This is a genomic window from Streptomyces caniscabiei (genome assembly GCF_014930365.1).
Classification (GTDB): Bacteria; Actinomycetota; Actinomycetes; order Streptomycetales; family Streptomycetaceae; genus Streptomyces; species Streptomyces caniscabiei.
The window spans coordinates 66,215-87,397 of record NZ_JABXWI010000011.1; the positions used below are offsets into that span (position 1 = coordinate 66,215).

General features: G+C 72.4%; 20 protein-coding genes and 1 riboswitch. Of the genes, 3 read left to right on the forward strand and 17 right to left on the reverse strand.

Annotation, left to right across the window (positions count from 1 at the left end; translation table 11 throughout):
* Positions 1-231: 231 nt before the first annotated feature.
* From HW837_RS28700 to HW837_RS28730, 7 genes are all read right to left on the reverse strand, one after another.
* A complete protein-coding gene (locus HW837_RS28700; RefSeq protein ID WP_045557286.1) occupies positions 232-696 on the reverse strand; it encodes a PH domain-containing protein in 465 nt (154 codons plus the stop codon).
* A gap of 20 nt (positions 697-716) precedes the next feature.
* A complete protein-coding gene (gene hisG, locus HW837_RS28705; protein ID WP_193380495.1) occupies positions 717-1,592 on the reverse strand; it encodes an ATP phosphoribosyltransferase in 876 nt (291 codons plus the stop codon).
* A gap of 47 nt (positions 1,593-1,639) precedes the next feature.
* Positions 1,640-1,912 (reverse strand): phosphoribosyl-ATP diphosphatase, encoded by a 273-nt coding sequence (locus tag HW837_RS28710; protein WP_003988914.1) that lies wholly within the window; start codon positions 1,910-1,912, stop codon positions 1,640-1,642.
* A 33-nt stretch (positions 1,913-1,945) separates the two neighbouring features.
* Positions 1,946-2,431, reverse strand: coding sequence for a 6,7-dimethyl-8-ribityllumazine synthase (gene ribH, locus HW837_RS28715; RefSeq protein ID WP_045557284.1), 486 nt, complete (start codon positions 2,429-2,431; stop codon positions 1,946-1,948).
* Positions 2,432-2,497: 66 nt separating this feature from the next.
* Positions 2,498-3,787 (reverse strand): bifunctional 3,4-dihydroxy-2-butanone-4-phosphate synthase/GTP cyclohydrolase II, encoded by a 1,290-nt coding sequence (locus HW837_RS28720; RefSeq protein ID WP_045557283.1) that lies wholly within the window; start codon positions 3,785-3,787, stop codon positions 2,498-2,500.
* Positions 3,784-4,416, reverse strand: a complete 633-nt coding sequence (locus tag HW837_RS28725) for a nicotinamide mononucleotide transporter family protein (RefSeq protein ID WP_193380494.1) — start codon at positions 4,414-4,416, stop codon at positions 3,784-3,786. The genes HW837_RS28720 and HW837_RS28725 overlap by 4 nt, the downstream gene beginning before the upstream one ends.
* Complete coding sequence (locus HW837_RS28730; RefSeq protein WP_045557281.1) at positions 4,413-5,033, reverse strand: riboflavin synthase; 621 nt, start codon at positions 5,031-5,033, stop codon at positions 4,413-4,415. Before HW837_RS28730 ends, HW837_RS28725 begins: the two co-directional genes overlap by 4 nt.
* 153 nt (positions 5,034-5,186) lie before the next feature.
* Positions 5,187-5,317: riboswitch (FMN riboswitch) on the reverse strand.
* A gap of 371 nt (positions 5,318-5,688) precedes the next feature.
* Here HW837_RS28730 and HW837_RS28735 point away from each other — a divergent pair.
* Positions 5,689-6,447 (forward strand): SDR family oxidoreductase, encoded by a 759-nt coding sequence (locus tag HW837_RS28735; protein WP_045557280.1) that lies wholly within the window; start codon positions 5,689-5,691, stop codon positions 6,445-6,447.
* Positions 6,448-6,465: 18 nt separating this feature from the next.
* On the opposite strand, the gene HW837_RS28740 is transcribed toward HW837_RS28735, so the two are convergent.
* Entirely contained in the window at positions 6,466-7,680 is a 1,215-nt protein-coding gene (locus HW837_RS28740; RefSeq protein WP_193380493.1) for an ROK family transcriptional regulator, read from the reverse strand.
* Positions 7,681-7,874: 194 nt separating this feature from the next.
* Here HW837_RS28740 and HW837_RS28745 point away from each other — a divergent pair, with 194 nt between their 5' ends.
* Positions 7,875-9,086 (forward strand): MFS transporter, encoded by a 1,212-nt coding sequence (locus HW837_RS28745; protein WP_045557278.1) that lies wholly within the window; start codon positions 7,875-7,877, stop codon positions 9,084-9,086.
* 23 nt (positions 9,087-9,109) lie between these two features.
* Here the strand turns inward: HW837_RS28745 and HW837_RS28750 are convergent, their stop codons facing one another.
* Positions 9,110-10,357: a glycoside hydrolase family 6 protein gene (locus HW837_RS28750; protein WP_371271411.1), complete on the reverse strand. Its 1,248-nt coding sequence runs from the start codon at positions 10,355-10,357 to the stop codon at positions 9,110-9,112.
* A gap of 137 nt (positions 10,358-10,494) precedes the next feature.
* On the opposite strand from HW837_RS28750, the gene HW837_RS28755 reads away from it, so the two are divergent.
* Positions 10,495-11,268 (forward strand): DUF5995 family protein, encoded by a 774-nt coding sequence (locus HW837_RS28755; RefSeq protein ID WP_093789344.1) that lies wholly within the window; start codon positions 10,495-10,497, stop codon positions 11,266-11,268.
* Between the two features lie 40 nt (positions 11,269-11,308).
* On the opposite strand, the gene HW837_RS28760 is transcribed toward HW837_RS28755, so the two are convergent.
* From HW837_RS28760 to HW837_RS28795, 8 genes are all read right to left on the reverse strand, one after another.
* Positions 11,309-13,006: a flavin monoamine oxidase family protein gene (locus HW837_RS28760; protein WP_045557276.1), complete on the reverse strand. Its 1,698-nt coding sequence runs from the start codon at positions 13,004-13,006 to the stop codon at positions 11,309-11,311.
* A gap of 48 nt (positions 13,007-13,054) precedes the next feature.
* On the reverse strand, positions 13,055-13,843 hold the full coding sequence (locus HW837_RS28765) for a carbon-nitrogen hydrolase family protein (RefSeq protein WP_193380492.1): 789 nt from the start codon (positions 13,841-13,843) through the stop codon (positions 13,055-13,057).
* Positions 13,844-14,088: 245 nt separating this feature from the next.
* Positions 14,089-15,285 carry an MFS transporter gene (locus HW837_RS28770; protein WP_093789345.1) on the reverse strand — a complete coding sequence of 399 codons (1,197 nt, stop codon included), beginning with the start codon at positions 15,283-15,285 and terminating at the stop codon, positions 14,089-14,091.
* Between the two features lie 146 nt (positions 15,286-15,431).
* Positions 15,432-16,928, reverse strand: a complete 1,497-nt coding sequence (locus HW837_RS28775) for an HAD-IA family hydrolase (RefSeq protein ID WP_193380491.1) — start codon at positions 16,926-16,928, stop codon at positions 15,432-15,434.
* Between the two features lie 87 nt (positions 16,929-17,015).
* Positions 17,016-18,089 (reverse strand): ABC transporter ATP-binding protein, encoded by a 1,074-nt coding sequence (locus HW837_RS28780; protein ID WP_045557272.1) that lies wholly within the window; start codon positions 18,087-18,089, stop codon positions 17,016-17,018.
* A gap of 3 nt (positions 18,090-18,092) precedes the next feature.
* The gene (locus tag HW837_RS28785) at positions 18,093-18,941 is read right to left on the reverse strand and encodes an ABC transporter permease (protein ID WP_093789347.1); all 849 of its coding nucleotides are present in this window, start codon (positions 18,939-18,941) and stop codon (positions 18,093-18,095) included.
* On the reverse strand, positions 18,929-19,831 hold the full coding sequence (locus HW837_RS28790; RefSeq protein ID WP_045557270.1) for an ABC transporter permease: 903 nt from the start codon (positions 19,829-19,831) through the stop codon (positions 18,929-18,931). Before HW837_RS28790 ends, HW837_RS28785 begins: the two co-directional genes overlap by 13 nt.
* Positions 19,828-20,979: an ABC transporter substrate-binding protein gene (locus tag HW837_RS28795; protein ID WP_045557269.1), complete on the reverse strand. Its 1,152-nt coding sequence runs from the start codon at positions 20,977-20,979 to the stop codon at positions 19,828-19,830. The genes HW837_RS28790 and HW837_RS28795 overlap by 4 nt, the downstream gene beginning before the upstream one ends.
* Positions 20,980-21,183: the final 204 nt, after the last annotated feature.

Sequence of the window (21,183 nt, forward strand, 5' to 3'; positions counted from 1 at the left end):
TATCTCGGGAGGGGGCGGCGCAGGTACTACAGGACGATCCGTCCATCGCTGGAAGGAGTCACTCCTCGAATAGCAGGGAGCCCCTGCCTTCCGGGGTGGAACGACAGAGGCGGAGGCGCGACGAAAACGCCTCCGCCAACAGATTAATCAAGACAGGGGCCGGTGCGGCAGGGGCGACGGCCCCGAGTCGGCCCTGATCTTCGATCGGGTCGGCCCTGATCTTGGGTCGGGTCAGCCCTGATGCTGCTCGGGCCCGGCGACCGAGCGGGCCTCCACCAGCGCCCTCAGGGTGCGGGCGTCCTCGATGGCGTGCTGCTTGGCGATGCCCGGCTGGATGCCGAGCACGGGCAGGCTGGTGCCGTCGGTGAGGTCGAGGAAGACCCATGGGTCGCCGACCCGCAGGTTCACCTGCACGATCTCGGCCCAGCCCAGCTGCCGCCGCGCGGTGATGTTGACCACGGTCACACCGGAATCGTCGGCGACCACCTTGGGCCGGGAGAGCAGGCACAGCACCCCGGCGAGCATGGCCGCCGTGAAGACGAAGCTGAGGCGCTCCCCGGGGCCGAGCGTGGGCAGCAGCAGCGCGACGACCGTGATGACCACGAAGATCGCGCCCGCGGCCGACAGCAGCACGGCCCGGGTGCGGCCCGGCCGAAAAGTGACGGGCAGGGCGGGGAGGGAGGGCTGGTCCGGCATGGCGTACGACTCCCCGGCCGTCAGAGGCGGCAGGCGTGGATGGCGGTGGTCAGGATGGCCCGGGCGCCGATGTCGTACAGGTCGTCCATGATCCGCTGGGCCTCCTTGGCCGGGACCATCGCCCGGACGGCGACCCAGCCCTCGTTGTGCAGCGGCGAGACGGTCGGGGACTCCAGGCCGGGGGTGAGCGCGACGGCCTTCTCCAGCTGCTCGACCCGGCAGTCGTAGTCCATCATCACGTAGGTCCGGGCGACCAGGACGCCCTGGAGGCGGCGCAGGAACTGCTGCACCTTGGCCTCGTGCTCCGAGGACTCCGAGGAATCCGATGCCGTGTCGGCGCCGACGCGGCGGATGACGACGGCCTCGGACTTCATGATCGGCTCGCCGAAGACCTCCAGGCCCGCGTTGCGCAGGGAGGTGCCGGTCTCGACGACGTCGGCGATGACCTCGGCGACGCCCAGTTCGATGGCGGTCTCGACGGCGCCGTCGAGGTGGACCACCGAGGCGTCGATGCCGTTGTCCGCGAGGTGGCCCGCGACGATGCCCTCGTAGGAGGTGGCGACCGTCTTGCCCTTGAGGTCCGCGACGCCGTTCGCCGTGCCCGGCTTGGAGGCGAAGCGGAAGGTGGAGCGGGCGAAGCCGAGGGGGAGGATCTCCTCGGCGTTGGCGCCGGAGTCGATGAGCAGGTCCCGGCCGGTGATGCCGATGTCGAGACGGCCGGAGGAGACGTAGATCGCGATGTCGCGGGGGCGGAGGTAGAAGAACTCGACCTCGTTGACCGGGTCGACGATCCGCAGCTCCTTGGACTCCCGGCGCTGCTGGTAGCCCGCCTCATGCAGCATCTCCCCCGCAGGGCCGGACAGGGAACCCTTGTTGGGGACGGCGATGCGCAGCATGAGGCGAGCTTCCTTTGCGTGAGAGGTGAGGTGCGGGACGGGCTGGCTTACAGGTGGGCGTACACGTCGTCCAGGGAGATACCGCGGGCGACCATCATCACCTGGACGTGGTACAGCAGCTGCGAGATCTCCTCGGCGGCGGCTTCCTTGCCCTCGTACTCGGCGGCCATCCAGACCTCGGCGGCCTCTTCGACGACCTTCTTGCCGATGGCATGGACGCCCTTCTCGACCAGTTCTGCGGTGCGGGAAGTGGCGGGGTCGCCCTGGGCGGCCTTGTGCTGGAGCTCGGTGAAGAGCTCCTCGAACGTCTTCTTGGACATGGTGAGGTCAGCCTACGCGCAACCGGCCGTGTCTCAGCGCCAGGGTTCAGATACTGAGCGGAGGGTGGCCGCGGTCGCCACCGCCGCCGTCACCGCCTCGTGGCCCTTGTCCTCGTTCGAGCCCTCGATACCGGCGCGGTCCAGGGCCTGCTCCTCGGTGTCGCAGGTCAGTACGCCCATGCCGACGGGGACGCCGGTGTCGACGGAGACCTGGGTCAGGCCCTGGGTGACGCCCTGGCACACGTACTCGAAGTGGGGGGTGCCGCCGCGGATGACGACGCCGAGGGCGACGATCGCGTCGTAGCCGCGGCCGGCCAGGACCTTGGCGACGACGGGGAGTTCCCAGCTGCCGGGCACCCGCAGCAGGGTCGGCTCGGTGATGCCCAGGTCCCGCAGGGCGCGCAGGGCGCCTTCGACGAGGCCGTCCATCACCTTCTCGTGCCACTGGGCCGCGATGACCGCGACGCGCAGGTCGCCGCAGTTGCGTACGGACAGTTCGGGTGCGCCCTTGCCGCTCACGTTGCTCCTTGGTTCTGGATCCCGTACGAGGTGCCGTACGGGCGGTCGTGCCGGTCGATTGCCGGGTTACTGATTACCGCAGGTGGACGTGGTGGTCGCGTCCAGCCAGGGCAGGTCGTGGCCCATCCGGTCCCGCTTGGTGCGCAGGTAGCGGAGGTTGTGCTCGCCCGCGCGGACGGGCATCGGCTCGCGGTCGGTGACGTCGAGGCCGTGCCGGACGAGGGCGTCGGTCTTCTCGGGGTTGTTGGTCATCAGGCGCAGGCTGCGCACGCCCAGGTCCCGCAGGATCTGCGCCCCGGCCCCGTAGTCCCGGGCGTCGGCGGGCAGGCCCAGCTCCAGGTTGGCGTCGAGGGTGTCGCGGCCGAGCTCCTGGAGTTCGTACGCGCGCAGCTTGGACAGCAGTCCGATGCCGCGGCCCTCGTGGCCGCGCAGATAGACGACGACGCCCCGGCCCTCGGTGGCGATGCGTTCGAGGGAGGTCTCCAGCTGGGGGCCGCAGTCGCAGCGCAGCGAGTGGAAGATGTCGCCGGTGAGGCACTCGGAGTGGACGCGGACCAGGACGTCCTCGCCGTCGCCGATCTCGCCGTGGACGAGGGCGACGTGTTCGACGCCGTCGACGGTGGAGCGGTAGCCGTAGGCCGTGAAGTCACCGAAGGCGGTGGGGAGTTGGGTCTTCGCCTCGCGCCGGACGGTGGGCTCGGAGCTGCGGCGGTAGGCGATCAGGTCCTCGATGGAGATGATCGTCAGGCCGTGCTTGCGGGCGAACGGGATCAGCTCGGGCAGGCGCAGCATACGGCCGTCCTCGCCGGCGATCTCGACGATCGCGCCGGCCGGGCGCAGGCCCGCGAGGCGGGCGAGGTCGACGGCGGCCTCGGTGTGGCCGTCGCGCACGAGCACCCCGCCGGAGCGGGCGCGCAGCGGGAAGATGTGGCCGGGGCGGACGAAGTCGCCGGGCTCGGCGGTGCCGCTCGCCAGCAGCTGGAGGGTGGTGGCGCGGTCGGAGGCGGAGATGCCGGTGGTGACGCCGTGCCGGGGGCCCGCGTCGACGGTGACGGTGAAGGCGGTGCGCATGGACTCGGTGTTCTGCTGCACCATCTGCGGCAGTTCGAGCCGGTCCAGCTCGTCCGCCTCCATGGGGGCGCAGATCATGCCCCGGCACTCGCTCATCATGAAGGCGATGATCTCGGGGGTGGCCTTCTCGGCGGCGATGACGAGGTCGCCCTCGTTCTCGCGGTTCTCGTCGTCGACGACCACGACGGGGCGGCCCGCCGCGATGTCGGCGATGGCCTGCTCGACCGGGTCGAGCCCGAAGTCCTCGATGTCGTCGGTGCTGTAGAGGATCGGCGCCGTGGTCATGCCGGGGCTCCTTCCAGAGCGGGCTTGCGCGAGCGCAGCCACCAGTCGCGCATGCCCCACAGGACGAGCGCGCCGTAGATGATGTAGACGAATCCGGAGAACGCGTAACCGTTGGCGAAGTTGAGGGGGACGCCGACGAGGTCCACGAGCAGCCAGGCGAACCAGAACTCGACCATGCCGCGCGCCTGGGCGTACATGGCGACGATGGTGCCGGTGAAGATGTACGCGTCCGGCCAGGGGTCCCAGGACAGGGTCGGGAAGGCGGTGAAGAGGCCGCCGACGGCGAGGGTGCCGAGCACGGCGCCGGCGATCAGGTAGCCGCGCTCGCGCCAGGTGGCGAAGCGGGGGGTGATGGCGCCGTCCGCGGACCGTCCCTTCGTGCGGTTCCACTGCCACCAGCCGTACGCGGCGACGGCCATGACGATGACCTGCTTGCCGGCGCTGCCGGTGAGGTGGCCGACGAAGGCGCCGAAGAGGACGAGGCCGGAGAGGAACTGCACGGGCCAGTTCCAGAGGGAGCGGATCGCGCCGAGGGCGAGGGCGATCAGCCCGAGGACGTTGCCGATCATGTCCGACCAGAGGATCTGCTGGCCGAAGGCCGTGAAGGCGACGGTGTTCAGGGAGTTCACCGTCCCGCTCCCTGGGTGTTCGCGCCGCCCTGGCTGCCCAGCAGGCGCTCGACGTACTTGGCGATGACGTCGACCTCCAGGTTGACCGGGTCGCCGGGCTGCTTGCGGCCGAGCGTGGTCAGGTCGAGCGTGGTCGGGATGAGGCTCACCGTGAAGTAGTCGGGGCCCGCGTCGACGACGGTGAGGCTGATGCCGTCGACGGTGATGGAGCCCTTCTCGACGACGTACCGGGTGAGGTCCGCCGGGAGCGAGATCTTGACGATCTCCCAGTTCTCGGAGGGCTTGCGCTCGATGACCTGGCCCGTGCCGTCGACGTGGCCCTGCACGATGTGCCCGCCGAGGCGATCGCCGACGGCCATCGGGCGTTCGAGGTTGACGCGGGAGCCGACGCCGAGGGCGCCGAGGCTGGAGCGTTCGAGGGTCTCCGCCATGACGTCGGCGGTGAACCAGTCGTCCCCGTGCTCCACGACCGTGAGACAGACACCGTTCACGGCGATGGAGTCGCCGTGCTTCGCGCCCTCGGTGACGACGGCGCCGCGCAGACGGAAGCGGGAGGAGTCGCCGAGATTCTCGACGGCGGTGACCTCACCCAGCTCTTCGACGATTCCGGTGAACACTTCCCGGGTCCTCCTGCCTCGTAGGGCACGGACTCCGGGGCTGTCGAAGACGACAGACAGAGCGGACCGCGGCACAGGGCGACGCCGCGTTGAAGACCCACCCCTGGTGAGGTAGGCCAAAAACAGACGGCGGCGCGCACGAATGCCCGCCCGCCGCGCACTGCCTCCCATCCGGACTTTAACCGTCGGTCCAGGAATTTCACCTGGTCAACCGGCCGCTGGAAGCGACCGGGTCGCGGACTGTAACCGCCGGTTCGGACTTTCACCGACCCCGGAGTGCGCTGCTTCTGGTACATGGCCAGTGTGCCACGCCGGGTAGGCACCCATGCGGGTGAGGGCTGTGGGGTGGCTCACAGGAGGCATCTCTGGACTTCTCCGGCGGGCACCGACGGGTTTCGGCTATCACTGACCAAGGGTCAACTTCCGTCACAACGGCCCCACTCGTGGGCCCCGCGACCCATTGACCTGCTTGGTCTAGTCCTTTTAAAGTCTGCGGTCGCGGTACCCGCCTCGAACGGCCCGGCGGCGGTGACGACGGCCCTTGCCCCGCCGCCGGGTCCCCCGCCCTGCCGACCGGGGCCGCGACACGCAGGCTGGAGGTCGCGGGACGGCAGCCACGCGGGGTGGCGCCGCTCGCCGACGCGAGGGAAACAGCATGACCACGATCCTGGTGACCGGAGGCACCGGCGTCCTCGGGCGCCCCCTCACCGAGCGGCTGCGGGCGGCCGGACACGACGTACGGGTCCTCAGCCGGCACGCCCAGCCGTACGCCGTCGACCTCGTCGCGGGCGGGAGCGGGCTGGACGCGGCCGTGGCGGGGGTGGACACGATCGTGCACTGCGCGACGTCGCCGCGCGGGGGCGACGAGAAGGCGGCGGAGCACCTGATCTCGGCGGCGCGGCGGGCCGGGGTGCGCCATCTCGTCTACATCTCGATCGTCGGGGTGGACCGGGTGCCGCTCGGCTACTACCGGTCCAAGCTGGCGGTCGAGCGGCTGGTCGAGGGGTCCAGGCTGGGCTGGACGATCCTGCGCGCGACCCAGTTCCACGACCTGGTCGTGCTGCTCTTCCAGAGTCTCTCCAAGCCGCCGGTCATGATGCTCCCCGCAGGGGTGAGCGACCAGCCCGTCGCCGTCACCGAGGTCGCGGACCGGCTGGCGGAGCTGGCGGCGGGCGCCCCCGCCGGCCGCGTCGACGACCTGGGCGGCCCGGAGGTCCTCGGCTTCCCCGGGCTGGCCCGCGCCTACCTGTCGGCCACCGGCCGCCGCCGCCCGCTCGTGAACGTCCCGCTGTTCGGCAGGGCCTACCGGGGCTTCCGCGCCGGCGGCCATCTCGCGCCGACGCACGCCGTGGGCAAGGTGACGTTCGCGCAGTACCTGGAGCAGCGGTTCGGGGCGGCGCCGGGCAAGGGGTGAGGGCGAGGGGTGCCCGGGCTACCGCGCGGGCGAGCCGAACAGGTCGTCCTGGGCCGCCTCCCGGGCCATGAGCAGCGCGCCGCGCAGGACGGCGCTCCCGCCGAGGCCACTGGCCCGCACCTCGGTCGGCAACGGCGACATCGCCTCCAGCCGCCTCCCCACCCTGCCGGCGAGTTGGTCACCGCCGGCCCGGCCGACCTCGCCGCCGAGCACCACACAGCCGGGGTCGAGCACGGCGACGACCGAGGCCACGCCGATGGCCACGCGGTCGGCGAGGGCGTCGAGGAAGGCGGCGTGGGGGGCAGGCGGCGACGAGGCCGCCGCGCCGTGCGTCGCCAGGGCGGTCGCCGTCGCGCGCACGAGTGCCGCCGCGTACGGCTCGTGCGCCGCCGCCTCGGCCGTGAGGCCGTGCGCGGTGGCCAGGGCGACCACCGCCGCCGCGCCGCCGAGGGAGTGGAAGCCGCCCTCGCAGTCGACGGCGGAGGGGACCGTGGCCGTGCCCGGGACGGGGAGGAAGCCGATCTCCCCGGTGCCTCCGGAGGCACCGCGCCGGAGGTGGCCGTCGAGGACCACGGCGGCGCCGGTGCCGAGGCCGAGCCAGAGGAGGACGAAGGTGTCGCGGTCGCGGGCGGCGCCGTCGCGCTGTTCGGCGAGCGCGGCGAGGTTGGTCTCGTTCTCGACGAGGACGCGGGCGGGGAGCCGTTCGCCGAGGGCGGCGACCAGACGGCGATGCCACGCGGGGAGGCCGCTGGAGTCGCGGAGTTCGCCGGTGGCCGGGTCGATCAGGCCGGGGGCGCCGATCGCCACCGTGTGCAGCCGGTCGGCGCCCGCCTCCTTGGCGGTCCGCTCCACCAGCGCGACGGCCTGTTCCACCGCGGGACCCGTGCCGGCGTCGTCCGCGATCGGGACGGACGCCCGCGCCAGCTCCGTACCGATGAGGTCGGCCACCACGACCGAGACCCCCTCGGTGCGCACGTCGAGGGCGGCGAGGTGGGCGCGGTCGGCGACGATGCCGTGGACGCGGGCGTTGGGCCCGCGCCGCTGCTCCCCCGACTCCCCCACGACCTCGATCAGCCCGGCGGCCGTGAGGCGCTCCACGAGGTCGGCGACGCTGGGCCGGGACAGACCGGTGAGCTGCTTCAACTGCCCTGCCGTCAGGGGCCCTTCCTGTTGCAGCAGCCGCAGGGCGAGCCGGTCGTTGATGGCTCGGGCGGTGCTGGGTGATGCGGGCATGGCGGGATCCTCCCAGATAGGCGGCGCCGGGGGGGCGGTTGACCCCGGGGCGCCTGCTCCCCACCCCGCTCCCTATCTATCAGGCAGGGTTCCTGATAGTTTACGTCAGCGCTACGGAGTTGGTTGGGCCGAGGGCATCGGGGCCACCCGGAGGGTCGGGAGCGGGGGCGGTTGAGGATTCAGGGAGGCGGAGAATGAGTGCGGTGTTCTACGAGCAGCGCGAGGTGAGGCGGGCGCGGTACGCCGTGGCGGCCGTGTTCGCGGTGCACGGCGCCGTCACCGGCTCGTTCGCGACCCGCGTGCCGTGGATCCAGGACCACGCGGGGGTCAGCGCGGGCCAACTGGGACTCGCCCTGGCCTTCCCCGCGATCGGGGCCTCGCTGGCGATGCCGCTCGCGGGCCGGATCAGTCACCGGTTCGGCGCCCGTACCGCGCTGCGCGGCCTGCTCTCGCTGTGGACGCTCGCGCTGGTCCTGCCCGCCCTCTCGCCGAACCTCTGGACGCTCTGCCTCGCGCTGTTCGTGTACGGCGCGTCGGCGGGCATGGCGGACGTCGCCATGAACGCGCTCGGCGTCGAGGTCGAGAGCCGCCTCGGCAAGTCGATCATGTCGGGTCTGCACGGCATGTGGAGCGCGGGCGCCCTCGTCGGCTCGGCCGCCGGCACCCTCGCCGCGCACCTCGGGTCCGACGCACGGCTGCACCACGCGCTCGCGGCGGCCGTGCTCACCGCCCTCGGGCTGATCGTCTGCCGGTGGGTGCTGGATCTGCGGCCCACCGAGGACGAGGAGCCGCCGCCCCGGTTCGCGCTGCCGCCGAGGTCGGCCCTGCTGATCGGCGCGGTCGGGTTCTGCGCGGTGTTCGCGGAGGGGGCGGCCCTGGACTGGTCGGCGGTCTATCTGCGGGACCAGTTGGAGACCTCGGCCGGGCTCGCCGCGGCGTGCACCACCGGGTTCATGCTGACCATGGCGGTGGCCCGGCTGGCGGGCGACGCGGTGGTCAACCGCTTCGGCTCGGTCCGCACCGTCCGGGCCAGCGGTGTGCTGGCCGCGGTCGGCGGCGTCCTCATCGTCGTCGCGAACGCGCCGGCGGTCGCGATGACCGGGTTCGCCCTGATGGGCCTCGGCATCGCGGTCGTCGTACCGCTCTGCTTCGCCGCCGCCGGCCGCAGCGGGCCCAACCCCAGCCTGGCCATCGCGGGGGTCGCGACCATCACGTACACCTCCGGGCTCGTGGCGCCGAGCGCGATCGGCGGGCTGGCCCAACTGACCAGCCTGGTCGTCTCGTTCGGCCTGGTGACCGTGCTGGCGTGCGGCCTGGTCGCCTTCGCGGGCGTGCTGCGCACCAGTGACCGCGACCGCCCCCGGGTGTCCCGGCCGAAGGTGACGCTGCCCGGCCCGAAGGCCTGATCCGGCCGCCCGCGACGCCTGGCTCAGCCCCGCGCCAGCTCGTAGGCGTACGCCGGTGAGAACGACCCCGCCCTCCCCCGGCAGCCGTCGGACTCGCCCGGCAGTTTCACCCACAGGTAGGCGTGGACGCGGGGCTCGCCGGTGCTGAGGGTGGGCGGGCGGCCCAGGCCTCGGCCGGCGGGGTCGCACCACTCGCCGTCGGCCGGGGCGCCGTTGCCGTTGCGGCTGGTGTCGATGACGGCGCCGAGGCCGGCGGGAGCGCCGAGGGCGTCGAGGACCCGGCGGGTGTAGGCGATCTCCGCCTCCGTGCTGTTGAAGTTCGACACGTTGCTGAAGACGCCGTCCGAGCCGGCGGGGGCGGCGGCGCCCGCCTGGCGCAGGAGCGCCGCCTGCTGGTGCGGGGCGTTCCACTCCGAGTGCCCGGCGTCGTAGTAGACGCGGGCGGCGGGGTCGGCCGCCTTGACGACCCGGCCCGCGCGGGCGAGCGAGGCGAAGCGGTCGGCGCGGCCGGCGGCGGAGAGACAGTCGGACTGGGCGATCGCGTCCGGCTCCAGGATCACGATGACGTCGTCCGAGCCGAGCCCGGCGGCGAACGCGTCGATCCAGGCGTCGTACGCGTCCAGGTTCGGCGCCCCGCCCTGGGAGGCACCGCCGCAGTCGCGGTCGGGGATCGCATACGCCACGAGGACCGGCACCTCGTCCCGCGCGGCGCCCCCGGCGGCGACGGCCGCGACCCGCGAGGTGACGGCGGCGGGGTCGGGGTCGGTGAACCAGACGGCGGCGGGGCGGTCGGCGATACCGGACTCGATGGCGGCGCCGCGCGGGTCGCCGGGGTGGTCACGGACCCAGTCGAGGACCTGGGAGTCGGGGTGGCGGTACAGCTCGCCGGGGCCGGTGCCGGGTGCCGCCCGCCGGTCGGTCCGCTCGGCCGAGGGCCGCACTCCGGCCTTCACCGAGGGGCCGGGCGCGTCGGAGGGCGACGCGGAGGGCGAGGTGCGCCGTGACGAGGAGCCGTCCGGGGCGGGCCCGGCCTTTCCCATCGGGCCCGATGGGCCGGAAGAGGCGGAGGGGCCGGACTGGCGGCCCCCCGGGGGGCTCGTCAACGGCCGGGCCTCGCCGGCGCCCCTCTCACCGCCCATCGCCGCCACCATGCCGGTGATCGTCCCGACGACGGCCACGAGCGACACCGCGGCCATGAGGGCACCGCGCCTCGCCGCCCGCCGGCGCTCGGCCCGGCGCGCGGCCAGCCGCTGGGCTCGTAAGCCTGACACGTGGTGCTCCCCCCTGCTCCCGGGACCGCGCTCCGTCGGTTTCCCGGTACTTCCCGCCGCGCCCGCGTTACCCCGTTCCGGGGACGCGCCGGGCACGGCGGCACCGCTGTCAGCGTAGGCCTGCGACGCTGCCCCCTATGGCGCAGTGGGAACAATTCACCAATTCCGTGGACTCGGCGGACACCCTGGTGGACGTGGTGGCGGCGGTGGACCGGGCGGACGAGGCGGCCGGGGCCGACGCGGTGGACACGGTCGTCTCCCGTATGCGGGCCCTGGACGCGGTCCTTCCCGAGCGGGACGGGATCGCCGTCTTCAACGGTGTGTACCTCGCCGTCACGGAGGCCGTCGGACGGCGTCTGGACAGCGGTCACTTCCCGGACGCCAAGGCCGCGATCACCCTGGACGTGCTCTTCGCCGAGCGGTATCTGCGGGTCGCCGAGGGCGGCCACGCCCCCGCCTGCTGGCGGCCGCTGCTGCAGTTCCGGCGCCATCCCGGGGTACGGCCGCTGCAGTTCGCCCTCTGCGGCATCAACGCGCACATCGGGCACGACCTCGCGCTGGCCGTCGTGGACACCTGTCGTACGCTCGGCTGCGAACCGGCCGAGCTGGAGGACGAGTTCGAGCAGGTGGGCGACGTCCTCGTGTCGCTGGAGGAACGTATCCGCGAGGAGTTGATGCCGGGTCCGGATCTCCTCCAGATCGCCGATCCGCTGACCCATCTGCTCGGCGCGTGGAGCCTGGAACGCGCCCGTGAGGCCAGCTGGTCGGCCGCCCGCGCGCTGTGGGCGCTGCGTGGGCTGCCCGATCTGGCCGAGGAGTTCGCCCACCGGCTGGACGCGGCGGTGGGCCTCGCGGGCCGCATGCTGCTGACGCCGATGCCCGAGCGGGCCGACTGCCGTCCTCGCGGCTGACCCCCGGCTCGTGCGGCCGGGGGTCCCCCTCGAAACCGCCCTAGTCCTCGGGGAGTTCGACGGGAGCGATCGTGTCGTAGAGGTCTCCCGGGCCGGGATTGGTCGCGTCCGTGGCGCCGCCGAAGTGGTGCATGACGCCCCAGACCGCGTTGAGCGCGGTCTGGATCGCGCCCTCCGCCCAGCCGGCCGTCCAGGAGATGTCGTCGCCGGCGAGGAAGATGCCCCGCTTGTCGTCGGGCAGCCGGTCCTGCATGAAGTGGGTGAACAGGCGCCGCTGGTAGCGGTAGTGGCCGGGCAGGTTCGCCTTGAAGGCGCCCATGAAGTACGGCTCGTTCTCCCAGGAGACGGTCACCGGGTTGCCGATGACGTGGCTGCGGATGTCGACGTTCGGGTAGATCTCGCCGAGCGACTTCAGCATGACCTCCATCCGCTCGTTCGCCGACAGCGGCAGCCACTTCAGGCTGTCGTCGCACCAGGTGTAGGAGAGGCAGATGACGGCGGGCTTGTCCGGGCCGTCGTCGAGGAGATAGGTCCCGCGCGTCATGCGGTCGGTGAGCGTCATCGACATGACGTCCCGGCCGGTGACCTCGTCCTTGTCCAGCCAGAACGGCCGGTCGACGGGCACGAAGAGCTTGCTTGACTCCATGTAGTGGGTCCGCTCGATGGCCGTCCAGTGGTCGATCGGGAAGAGCGAGTCGTCACAGGCGATCTTCGACAGCAGCATCCAGGACTGGGCCGTGAAGACCGCCGCCCGGTACGTCCGGATGTCGCCGTTCGCGTCGGTCACGGTGATCCGGTTGCCGGCGGTCCGCTGCAGCCGGGTCACGGCGGGTCGCGGCTCCCCCTCCGTGTGCAGGGACCTCAGGGACGTCCCGTACGGCCAGTGCACGATCTTCTCGGGTTCGCGTTCCCAGAGCCGCAGCGGGAGTTGCTGGCTGCCGCCGACGATGCCGCGGTGGTGGTCGTCGGCCTCGGTGTAGACGACACGCAGGATCTCCAGGATGGAGTTGGGGAAGTCGGTGTCCCAGCCGCCGGTGCCGAAGCCGACCTGACCGAAGATCTCGCGGTGCCGGAAGGACCTGAAGGCCTCGGAGTCGCAGAGGAAGCCGTAGAAGGTCTGGTTGTCGAGCCGCTCGACGAGCTTCGCCCAGATCTCCCGGATGCGCGGCACGTCCCGCTCGCGCAGCGCCCGGTTCATGTCGGAGAAGTCGGCGCCCTCTTCGAGGCACGCCTTCCAGGCGGCGGCCACGTCCCGGTAGACCTGCGGCAGGTCGTCGACGGTCTCGGCGTAGTGGGACTCGCCCTTGAGGTCGACGACGGTCGAAGGCGTCGCCTCCGCCAGGGGGTTCGGGAACGGCCGGGTCTCCAGGCCCGCCAGGTCGATGTAGTGCTGGAGTGCCGTGGAGGACGGCGGGAAGCGCATCGCCCCCATCTCGGCGGTGAGCGAGGGGTCGCACCCCTCGAAGCCGACCGTCCGCAGCCGCCCGCCGATCCGGTCGGCCTCGTAGACGACCGGCTTGAGCCCCATCTTCATCAGCTCGTACGCCGCCACGATGCCGGAGAGCCCGCCACCGATGACCGCGACCTCGGCCCCGTGCTCGGTGGCCGGGATCTGGCCCAGACCGGCCGGGTGGGCCAGGAAGTCGTCGTACGCGTAAGGGAAGTCCGGACCGAACATGGTGATCGGCGGCTGCTGCTCGTCTGCGTGCTCGACGGCGTTGGGCACGGTGGACGTCATGGGGTACGGACTCCTTGCGGTGGAACGGGGGTTCGGGTGGGGCGGGGCTCAGACGAGGGAGCCGTAGAGCCCGGGGCGACGGTCCCGGAGATACGGGTTGGCCTCGCGGGAGGCCACGACGACAGCGGGGTCGACGTCGGCGAGGACGAGGTCCTCCTCGCGTCCGGCGCGGGTGCGCGCGATCCCGTCGGGCCCTGCCAGCGTGGAGAGCCCGACGAACTCGAACTCGCCTTCGCGGCCGACCCGGTTGACGTACGCGACGTACATCTGGTTCTCGAAGGCCCGCACCGGGATCATCGACTCGGCGACGAACTGGAACGGATGCATCTGGGCCGTGGGCACCACGAGCAGATCGGTGCCGGCGAGGGCGTGGGCGCGGACGTTCTCGGGGAACTCCACATCGTAGCAGATCATGATCCCGACGCGGAGGCCGCCCAGGTCTGCCTGGACGACGCTTCGCCCGCCCGGCATGAAGTGGTCGCGCTCGAAGCAGCCGAAGAGGTGGGTCTTGCGGTAGTTCGCCAGCCGGACGCCGTCGGCGGAGACGAGCTGCGCCGAGTTGTGGACCGCCTCGCCGGTTCGCTCCGGGTACCCGTAGACGATCGCGATCCCGTGGCGCCCGGCGATCTCCGCGACCGCGTCGGCCGAGTCGCCGTCGGCCGCCTCGGCGAGCCGCTCGATGTCGTCGCCGATCGCGTACCCCGTCAGGAACATCTCCGGCGCCACCATCAGCCCCGCCCCGGCCTCGGCGGCCCGCCCTGCGGCCTCGTCGAGCACCTTCAGGCTGCCGACGACCGAGCCGGGGCGGCCGGAGCTCTGGAGCAGGGCGGTACGCATGCGTGTTCCTCACCGGGACAAAGGGGGATTCGGGGGCCAGAAAGACGGTACGGCCGCCGCGCCGAACGGGACAAGCGGCGGCCATTGCGCACCGATGGGGGATTCGTTGCGCGCGGGACGGGGTCGACAACGATTCGTTGCGCACCTGAGGAGGGGCGCCCCAGGCGCCCCTCAAGGGGCGCGGGGAACTGCGCGACCAGCCACACCGGACCCGCGGCCGCCCACGAACCCCGCGCCCCACCCCCTTACGCGCCCCTCCGCGCCACCAACACACCCGCCGTCACGAGATACGGCACCGCGAACACGGCGAACGCGATCCCATGGGCGAAGGACGCCCCGATCACCGCGTACGCGGCGAAGACGGCGACCGTCGCCGTCTCCGTCCCCATGCTCGCGACGGACGTCAACGTCGCCCGCCGAGCCCCGTCGATCCGGTCCTGCAACCGCGCGTCGGCGAGCACGTTGACCAGCTGGAACCCCCCGAAGGCGACGGCGACGAGCCCGATCCCGGCCGGCGTCCCCATCAGCGCCCCCACGGCCAGCGCGACCGCCGAGCCCGCCAGCACCACCCCCAGCCCGGCGGAGCCCATCCGCTCCCCCGCCCCGGTCAGCAGGCTGCCGATCGCCGGTCCCGCCCAGATGACCAGCAGCAGATACGGCACCGTCTGCTCGGCCACGCCGGTGTCCCGGACCAGCAGCGGCGTGTACTCGTCGAGCGCGCCCCAGACCGCCCCGACGGCCGGCACGAGCAGCATCGCGCCCCACACGGAACGGTCCCGGCGGATCTCGGTGAGCCCGGCCCGCAGGGTGGCGAGGGTGGAGGCGTGCTTCGGCCCCGGCACCGCCTCCCGGTGTTCGGGGAACCGTGTGGCCATCACCGAGGTCAGCACGCAGACCAGGACGCTCGCCGCGCCCACGGCCGGGTATCCGCCGAGGTCGAGGACCGGACCGGCCAGTCCCATCGCGGCCATCACGGCGACCATCCCGACCGCCTGGGCCCGGCCGACGACCCGCGCGTACCGGTCGGCCGCGCCCAGCCGTTCGAGTTCGTCGTAGACCAGCGCTTCGAGGGCTCCGGAACCGAGCGCGCCGCGCACGCCCCACAGGACGAAGCCGAGGGCGAAGGCCCCGTACGAGGGGACGATCACCCACAGGGCGAAGCCGGCGGCGGTGAGCAGCGGCCCCACCCACAGCAGCAGACGCCGGGAGACGGCGTCGGCCCAGGCACCGGACGGCACCTCCAGCACGATCCCGGTGACGGACCACAGGGCGAACAGCGAGGAGATCTGCCAGATCGACAGTCCGGTGTCGCTGAACAGCAGCGCGTACACCGGGTAGAGCAGCACGAAGTCGTCGAGGAACGCGTAGCCGTACAGCGTGGCCGTGAGCCGTCGGACATCACGGGTCGCGACACCGGGCGCACGCGCGGGTGAGAGAGTCATGAGGCCTTCCCGAAGGAGCGGATCGGACGTCGTCGGTACGGCGTCCGAGGCGGTCCTCGGGAGGCACGGCGGGTGGATCAATGTCGCCAGGTCATGGCACCGATGCTAGCCGGGCCGCCCCCGTCCGGCCCAGGGGATATCGGGGATCACTCGCGGGCGCCCGGCTCCAGCGCGAACGTGGTGATCACCGCGGCGTGGTCCGACGGCCAGTCGTTGTCCTCGACGTCCGGCCAGGGGCGGGGGGTGCCGCTGACATGGGTGCGGGAGTCGAGGACGGCGAGGCCCCGGTGCAGCACGAAGTCGATCCGGTCCTGCGGCTCGGGCCGGCCGCTGCCGTCCTCGTGTTCGGCGTGGATCGGCGACCAGGTGTGGCCCGGCTCCCGTACGGGGTCGGGGTGGGCCTCGCGGTAGGAGTCACGCAGGCCGATCGCCTCGGCGGCCCTGGTCACCGGCCAGTCGACGTCCGGCCGGTCGAGGTGCGAGGGGCTGTTGAAGTCGCCGACGAGCACGACGGGCACGGCGGTCGCACCGGGCGCGCCGGGCGCGGTGTCGTCGATCCGGCGCAGACAGTCCCGCAGCTGGGCGAGCCGCACCCGCTCGTGGGCGATCAGCTCGGCGGTCGGCAGCCCGTCGAAGGCGGCCTCGTAGGGTCCGTACGGCGTGTAGTCCAGGTGGACGGTCCAGATGTCCACCTCGGTACCGGAGTCGGTCCTGATCCGGACGCCGGCGGCCCCGTAGAAGCCGACGTCGGGGTCGCCGAGGCGGGCCGTGATCGGGTGGCGGCTGATGATGCCGAGGTTGTCGCCGGCCCGGTGGTGGTGCCAGCCGAGGGCCTCGGCGAGTTCCTGGGCGGCGGTGCCGTACGTCTCCTGGAGGCCGACCACGTCGACACCGGTCTCGGTGATCACCTTGAGCTGCTTGGCGCGGTGGTCGCGGACCTTGGTGCCGCCGTACCAGAGGTTCCAGGTCATCACCCGCAGGGCGGGACCGTCGGGCGCGACGAGCAGACGCAGGCTCGCCGGTGTCACGCCCGCGAGGCTCTCCCGTACGGTCCGCCCGGGGGCCTCCTCGATGGGGGCGAGCGAGGGGACGGCGAGGACCACGCAGCCCGCCGCCTCCGCCGAGGTGACCCCGGTCCGGGTGTCCTCGACGGCGACGCAGGCGGCGGGGTCGACGCCGAGGGCGCGACAGGCGGCGAGGTAGGGGTCGGGGGCGGGCTTGGTGTGCTCGGTGTCGTCGGCGGTGACGGAGACGGCGAACAGGTCGCGGCCGAGGACGTCGAGGACGGTGTCGGCGACGGCCCGCGGCGACGCGGTGACCAGGGCGGTGGGGACGCCCTCACGGGCCAGGGCCCGCAGCAGCTCCAGCGCGCCCGGGCGGGGCACGGTCCCGGTGCGGACGCGGTCGGCGAACTCCCGGTGCAGCTCGGCGGCGAGTGCGTCCCGGTCGGCGCCGGTGCGGCCGGCGAGCCAGGCGGCGGTGTGCTCGACGGGGCGGCCGAGGACGTCCGGCTGGTCGGCCTCGGTCAGCGCGCGCCCGAGGCCGGCGGCCACCTCCGCCACCGCGTCCCACCACAGCCGCTCGGTGTCGACGAGCGTGCCGTCCATGTCGAACAGGGCGGCCTGGAGCGCGGATCGGGACAAGGGACTCTCTTTCCGTGGGGGTGTCGGGGCGGGAGCCCGGCCGTGGGAGGGCCGGGCGGCCGTGTCTCAGCGGTTGGAGCGCGTGTTTCAGCGGGTGGGGCGCGCGGCGACGAGCACCGGCCGTTCGGGGAGGCTCACCGTGACGGTGCTTCCGGCGCCGAGGGCCGCCGCCTCGTGGGTGGGCAGATCGGCCTTGACCTCGGTGCCGTCGGCGAGCCGTACGGTGAGGCGGGTGGCGGCGCCGAGGAACGCGGTGGCGACGACGCGGGCGTCACCGGTGTCGTCAGGCCGTACGGCGACCGCCTCCGGCCGGACGAGGACGTCGACCTCGGGGGTGGTGGGCGCCGTCCCGTCGACGGGCAGCCGCAGGCCCAGTACTTCGACCGTCGTCCCGTCCAGCCGTCCGGGGATCCGGCTCATGGTGCCGACGAACTCGGCGACGAAGGCGGTGGCCGGGCGGCCGTACAACTCGACCGGCGTGGCGCACTGTTCGAGCCGTCCGGCGTGCATCACGGCGACCCGGTCGGCCATGGACAGGGCCTCCTCCTGGTCGTGGGTCACGAAGAGGGTGGTGATGCCCAGCTCCTGCTGGAGCCGGCGGATCTCCTCGCGGAGGGTGAGCCGCACCTTGGCGTCGAGGGCGGAGAGCGGTTCGTCGAGCAGCAGCACGCGGGGGCGCAGGGCGAGCGCGCGGGCGAGGGCGACGCGCTGCTGCTGGCCGCCGGAGAGCTGGTGGGGGTATTGGGCGCCCTTGTCGGCGAGGCCCACGAGGTCGAGCAACTCGGCCGCGCGGGACCGGCGTTCGGCGGTGCGCACCTTGCGCATGCGCAGCCCGAAGGCCACGTTGTCGAGGGCGCTGAGGTGCGGGAAGAGGCTGTACGACTGGAAGACCATCCCGGCGTCGCGCCGGTGGGCCGGGACGCGGGTGACGTCCTCGCCGTCGACCAGCACCTCGCCGGCGTCGGGGTGTTCGAAGCCGGCGAGCATCCGCAGGGCGGTGGTCTTGCCGCAGCCGGAGGGGCCGAGGAGGGCGAGCAGTTCGCCGGGGCGCACGGTCAGGTCGAGGCCGTCGAGGGCGACGGTGGCGCCGAACTCCCGGCGCAGCCCCCGGAACTCGACGGTGGCGGCGGTTTCGGTGGCGGTCTTCTCAAGCACGGTCATGGTTCATCCCCGGGAGGCGGAAGCGGTTCGGGTACGTCCGCCGAAGGAGGCGAGCGCGAGGAGCATGGCCCAGGTGACGAGGAGGCTGAGCACCGAGACGGCCACGGACAGCTGGGCCTGCGAGCCGCTGACGTTGACGATCCACACGGCGAACGGCCGGAAGCCGAGCAGTTGGGCGACGGTGAACTCGCCGAGCACGAGCGCCAGGGTGAGGAAGGCGGAGTTGAGCAGTGCCCCGCGCAGGTTGGGCAGGACGGCCCGCACCAGTGCCTGCGGCCAGCTCGCCCCGCAGCTGCGGGCGGCCTCCACGAGGGTGCGGACGTCCATGGCGCGCAGCCCGGCGTCGAGGGCCCGGTACACGAAGGGCAGCGCCATCACCACGTAGGCGAGGACCAGCACCACGGGGAAGTCGGGGTTCTGGACCGCGACGAAGGTCTGGAACAGCGGGGTGCGGGAGAGGTGTTCGGGCCCCCACTTGAGGACGGTGCCGAGGCCGGCGACGAACGCGATGGGCGGCACCACCAGCGGCAGGGAGCACACGACCTCCACGACGGGCCGCAGCCTGGGGGCGCCGAGCCGCAGCGCGACCATGGCGGGCACCATCAGCAGCAGCACGACGGCGATGGTCGCGGCGGCCAGCTCCAGCGACAGCAGCAGGCTGGAGACGAAGCCGTCGGTGCCGATGATCTGCGTGTACGCGTCGAAGGTGAGGCCCTCGCCGGGCACGTCGACCGTGAAGATCACTGAGGCGGCGAGCGGGACGAGGAAGTACAGCCCGGCGCAGGCGAGGACGAGCGGGCGCCACAGGGCGGGGCGGCGCGCGGCCGGGCGCCCCGGGTTCAGGCCAGCCATCGGGCGCTCCGTCGTTGCAGGGGCAGGTAGACGGCCATGACCAGCCCGGCGATCAGGACCATGTCGAGGCTGAGGGCGAGCGCCACGTTCTCCTGGCCGACGAGGACGTTGCCGGAGATGGCGTCGGCGATCTGGAGCGTGACCAGCGGGATGGAGCTGCCCACCATGGCCGCGGCGGTGGCGTACGCGGCGAAGGCGCTGCCGAAGAGCAGGACCAGCCCGCCGAGCAGCGAGGGCGCGAGAACGGGCAGGGCCACGTGGAGCCAGTACTGGAGGCCGGTGGCACCGTTGTTCTGGGCGGCCTCCCGCCACTGGACGCGCAGTCCGTCGAGGGCGGGGGTGATGGTGAGGACCATCAGCGGGATCAGGAAGTACAGGTAGACGATGACCAGGCCCCAGAAGCTGTAGAGGTCCCAGCCCTTGTCCGTGAGGCCCAACTGCCGGGTCAGCACCCCGGAGTTGCCGAGGGTGGCGACGAACGCGAAGGCGAGCGGGACCCCGCCGAAGTTGGCGAGTACTCCGGAGGCGGTGAGCACGGCCTCACGCAGCGCAGGGAAGCGGGAGGTCACCACGGCCTGCGCGAGCGGCAGCCCGAGGACGGCGGCGAGCCCGGCCGCGACGGCGGACAGCTTCACGCTGCCGAGCATGGCCGTGAGGTAGGCCCCCCGCACGGAGGCCGTCATGTTCGCCGTGGTGTACGCGGTGGCGCCCGTGGCCGGGTCCTTGACGGTGAACGCGCCGTTCAGCATGGCGACGGCGGGCAGCCCGAAGGCGATCGCGACGAAGGCCAGCAGCGGGAGCACGGCGAGCCATCCGCCGCGGCGGGGCCGCCGCTTCACGGAAGCGGCGGCCCCGAGCGCCGGGTCGGCCCCGGTGGCGACGGCGGTCACCCGGAGACCGCCTTGGCCCAGCCCTGCGCGAGCGCGTCCTTGGCCTTGGTCTGCTGCTCCTCGGTCGGGAACTCGGGGGTGCCCGACACCTTCGGCAGCTTGGCGGCGGCCTTCTCGTCCAGCGTGCCGGCCTTCTCCATGGCGGGCATCAGGGCCGGACGGGCGTAGCCGGCGAGCCACAGGTTCTGGCCCTCGGCGCTGTAGAGGTACTCCTGCCAGAGCCGGGCGGTGGCCGGGTGCGGGGCGTCCTTGTTGATGGCCTGGGAGTAGTACTGCGAGAACTTGCCGTCCTCCGGGACGACGACCTTCCAGTCGACGCCCTTGGACTTGAACTCGTCGGCGTACCCGGCGTTCAGGTAGTCCCAGTCGATGCTGATGGGCGTCTCGCCCTTCTCGACGGTCGCCGGGGTCGACTCGACGGGCGTGTAGTTGCCGTTCTTCTTCAGCTTGGCGAAGAAGTCGAGACCGGGCTGGATGTCGTCGAACGAACCGCCGCTCGCGAGTGACGCCGCCCAGACACCGCCGAAGGCCGAACCGGACTTGGTGGGGTTGCCGTTGAGGGCGACCTGCCCCTTGTACTTCGGCTGCAGCAGGTCGGCGAAGGTCTCCGGGCACTCCTTGACCCGCTTGGCGTCGCACCCGATGGATATGTAGCCGCCGTAGTCGTTGTACCACTGGCCCTTCGGGTCCTTCTGGCCCTCGGGGATGTCGGCGAAGGCGGCCACCTTGTAGGGCGCGAGCAGCCCCTGCTGGGCGGCGCTGAGGGCGAAGGAGCTGCCGAGGTCGAGCACGTCGGGCGCGCGGTCCTGTCCCTTGCGGGAGGTGACGGCGTTGATCTCGTCCTGGCTGGCGCCGTCCGGGTTCTCGACCTCGATCTTGATCCCGTACTTCTTCTCGAAGCCGTCGATCAGCGCGCCGTAGTTGGCCCAGTCGCGGGGCAGGGCGATCGCGTTGAGCTTGCCCTCCCGTTTGGCGGCGGCGACCAGTTGGTCCATGCCGCCGAAGTCCTTCGCCGAGGTCGCGGTGGCCGCGTTGACGCCGTCGTCGGTGGTCGTGGTCTCGGGTGCCGCGCCACAGGCGCTGAGGGTGAGTACTGCGGCGGCGAGGGCGCCGCCGATGACGGCGGTTCTCGGCGGAAAGAGGGTCACGGGGCTCTCCAGGGGTACGCGCAGGGACGATCTGGGTGGAGCACTTGTCTGAACAAGTTGGCCTCATTAGGTCCGCGCTTCATATCACGCACGTAAACGGCGGCGAAATACTCGTGCACGTTTTCCCGCACAAACACGGGCCGAGGGCCGTGCTTCCGCGACCTCTTCCCCTCCTGGTTAGGCTGGTCGCGCTGCACACAGCGA

Bases quoted from the DNA above. Each gene is read 5' to 3' on its own strand.
- HW837_RS28700 (WP_045557286.1), bottom strand. From the start codon at position 696: ATGCCGGACCAGCCCTCCCTCCCCGCCCTGCCCGTCACTTTTCGGCCG.
- hisG (WP_193380495.1), bottom strand. From the start codon at position 1,592: ATGCTGCGCATCGCCGTCCCCAACAAGGGTTCCCTGTCCGGCCCTGCG.
- HW837_RS28710 (WP_003988914.1), bottom strand. From the start codon at position 1,912: ATGTCCAAGAAGACGTTCGAGGAGCTCTTCACCGAGCTCCAGCACAAG.
- HW837_RS28720 (WP_045557283.1), bottom strand. From the start codon at position 3,787: ATGACCACGGCGCCGATCCTCTACAGCACCGACGACATCGAGGACTTC.
- HW837_RS28735 (WP_045557280.1), top strand. From the start codon at position 5,689: ATGACCACGATCCTGGTGACCGGAGGCACCGGCGTCCTCGGGCGCCCC.
- HW837_RS28740 (WP_193380493.1), bottom strand. From the start codon at position 7,680: ATGCCCGCATCACCCAGCACCGCCCGAGCCATCAACGACCGGCTCGCC.
- HW837_RS28745 (WP_045557278.1), top strand. From the start codon at position 7,875: ATGAGTGCGGTGTTCTACGAGCAGCGCGAGGTGAGGCGGGCGCGGTAC.
- HW837_RS28755 (WP_093789344.1), top strand. From the start codon at position 10,495: ATGGCGCAGTGGGAACAATTCACCAATTCCGTGGACTCGGCGGACACC.
- HW837_RS28760 (WP_045557276.1), bottom strand. From the start codon at position 13,006: ATGACGTCCACCGTGCCCAACGCCGTCGAGCACGCAGACGAGCAGCAG.
- HW837_RS28765 (WP_193380492.1), bottom strand. From the start codon at position 13,843: ATGCGTACCGCCCTGCTCCAGAGCTCCGGCCGCCCCGGCTCGGTCGTC.
- HW837_RS28770 (WP_093789345.1), bottom strand. From the start codon at position 15,285: ATGACTCTCTCACCCGCGCGTGCGCCCGGTGTCGCGACCCGTGATGTC.
- HW837_RS28780 (WP_045557272.1), bottom strand. From the start codon at position 18,089: ATGACCGTGCTTGAGAAGACCGCCACCGAAACCGCCGCCACCGTCGAG.
- HW837_RS28785 (WP_093789347.1), bottom strand. From the start codon at position 18,941: ATGGCTGGCCTGAACCCGGGGCGCCCGGCCGCGCGCCGCCCCGCCCTG.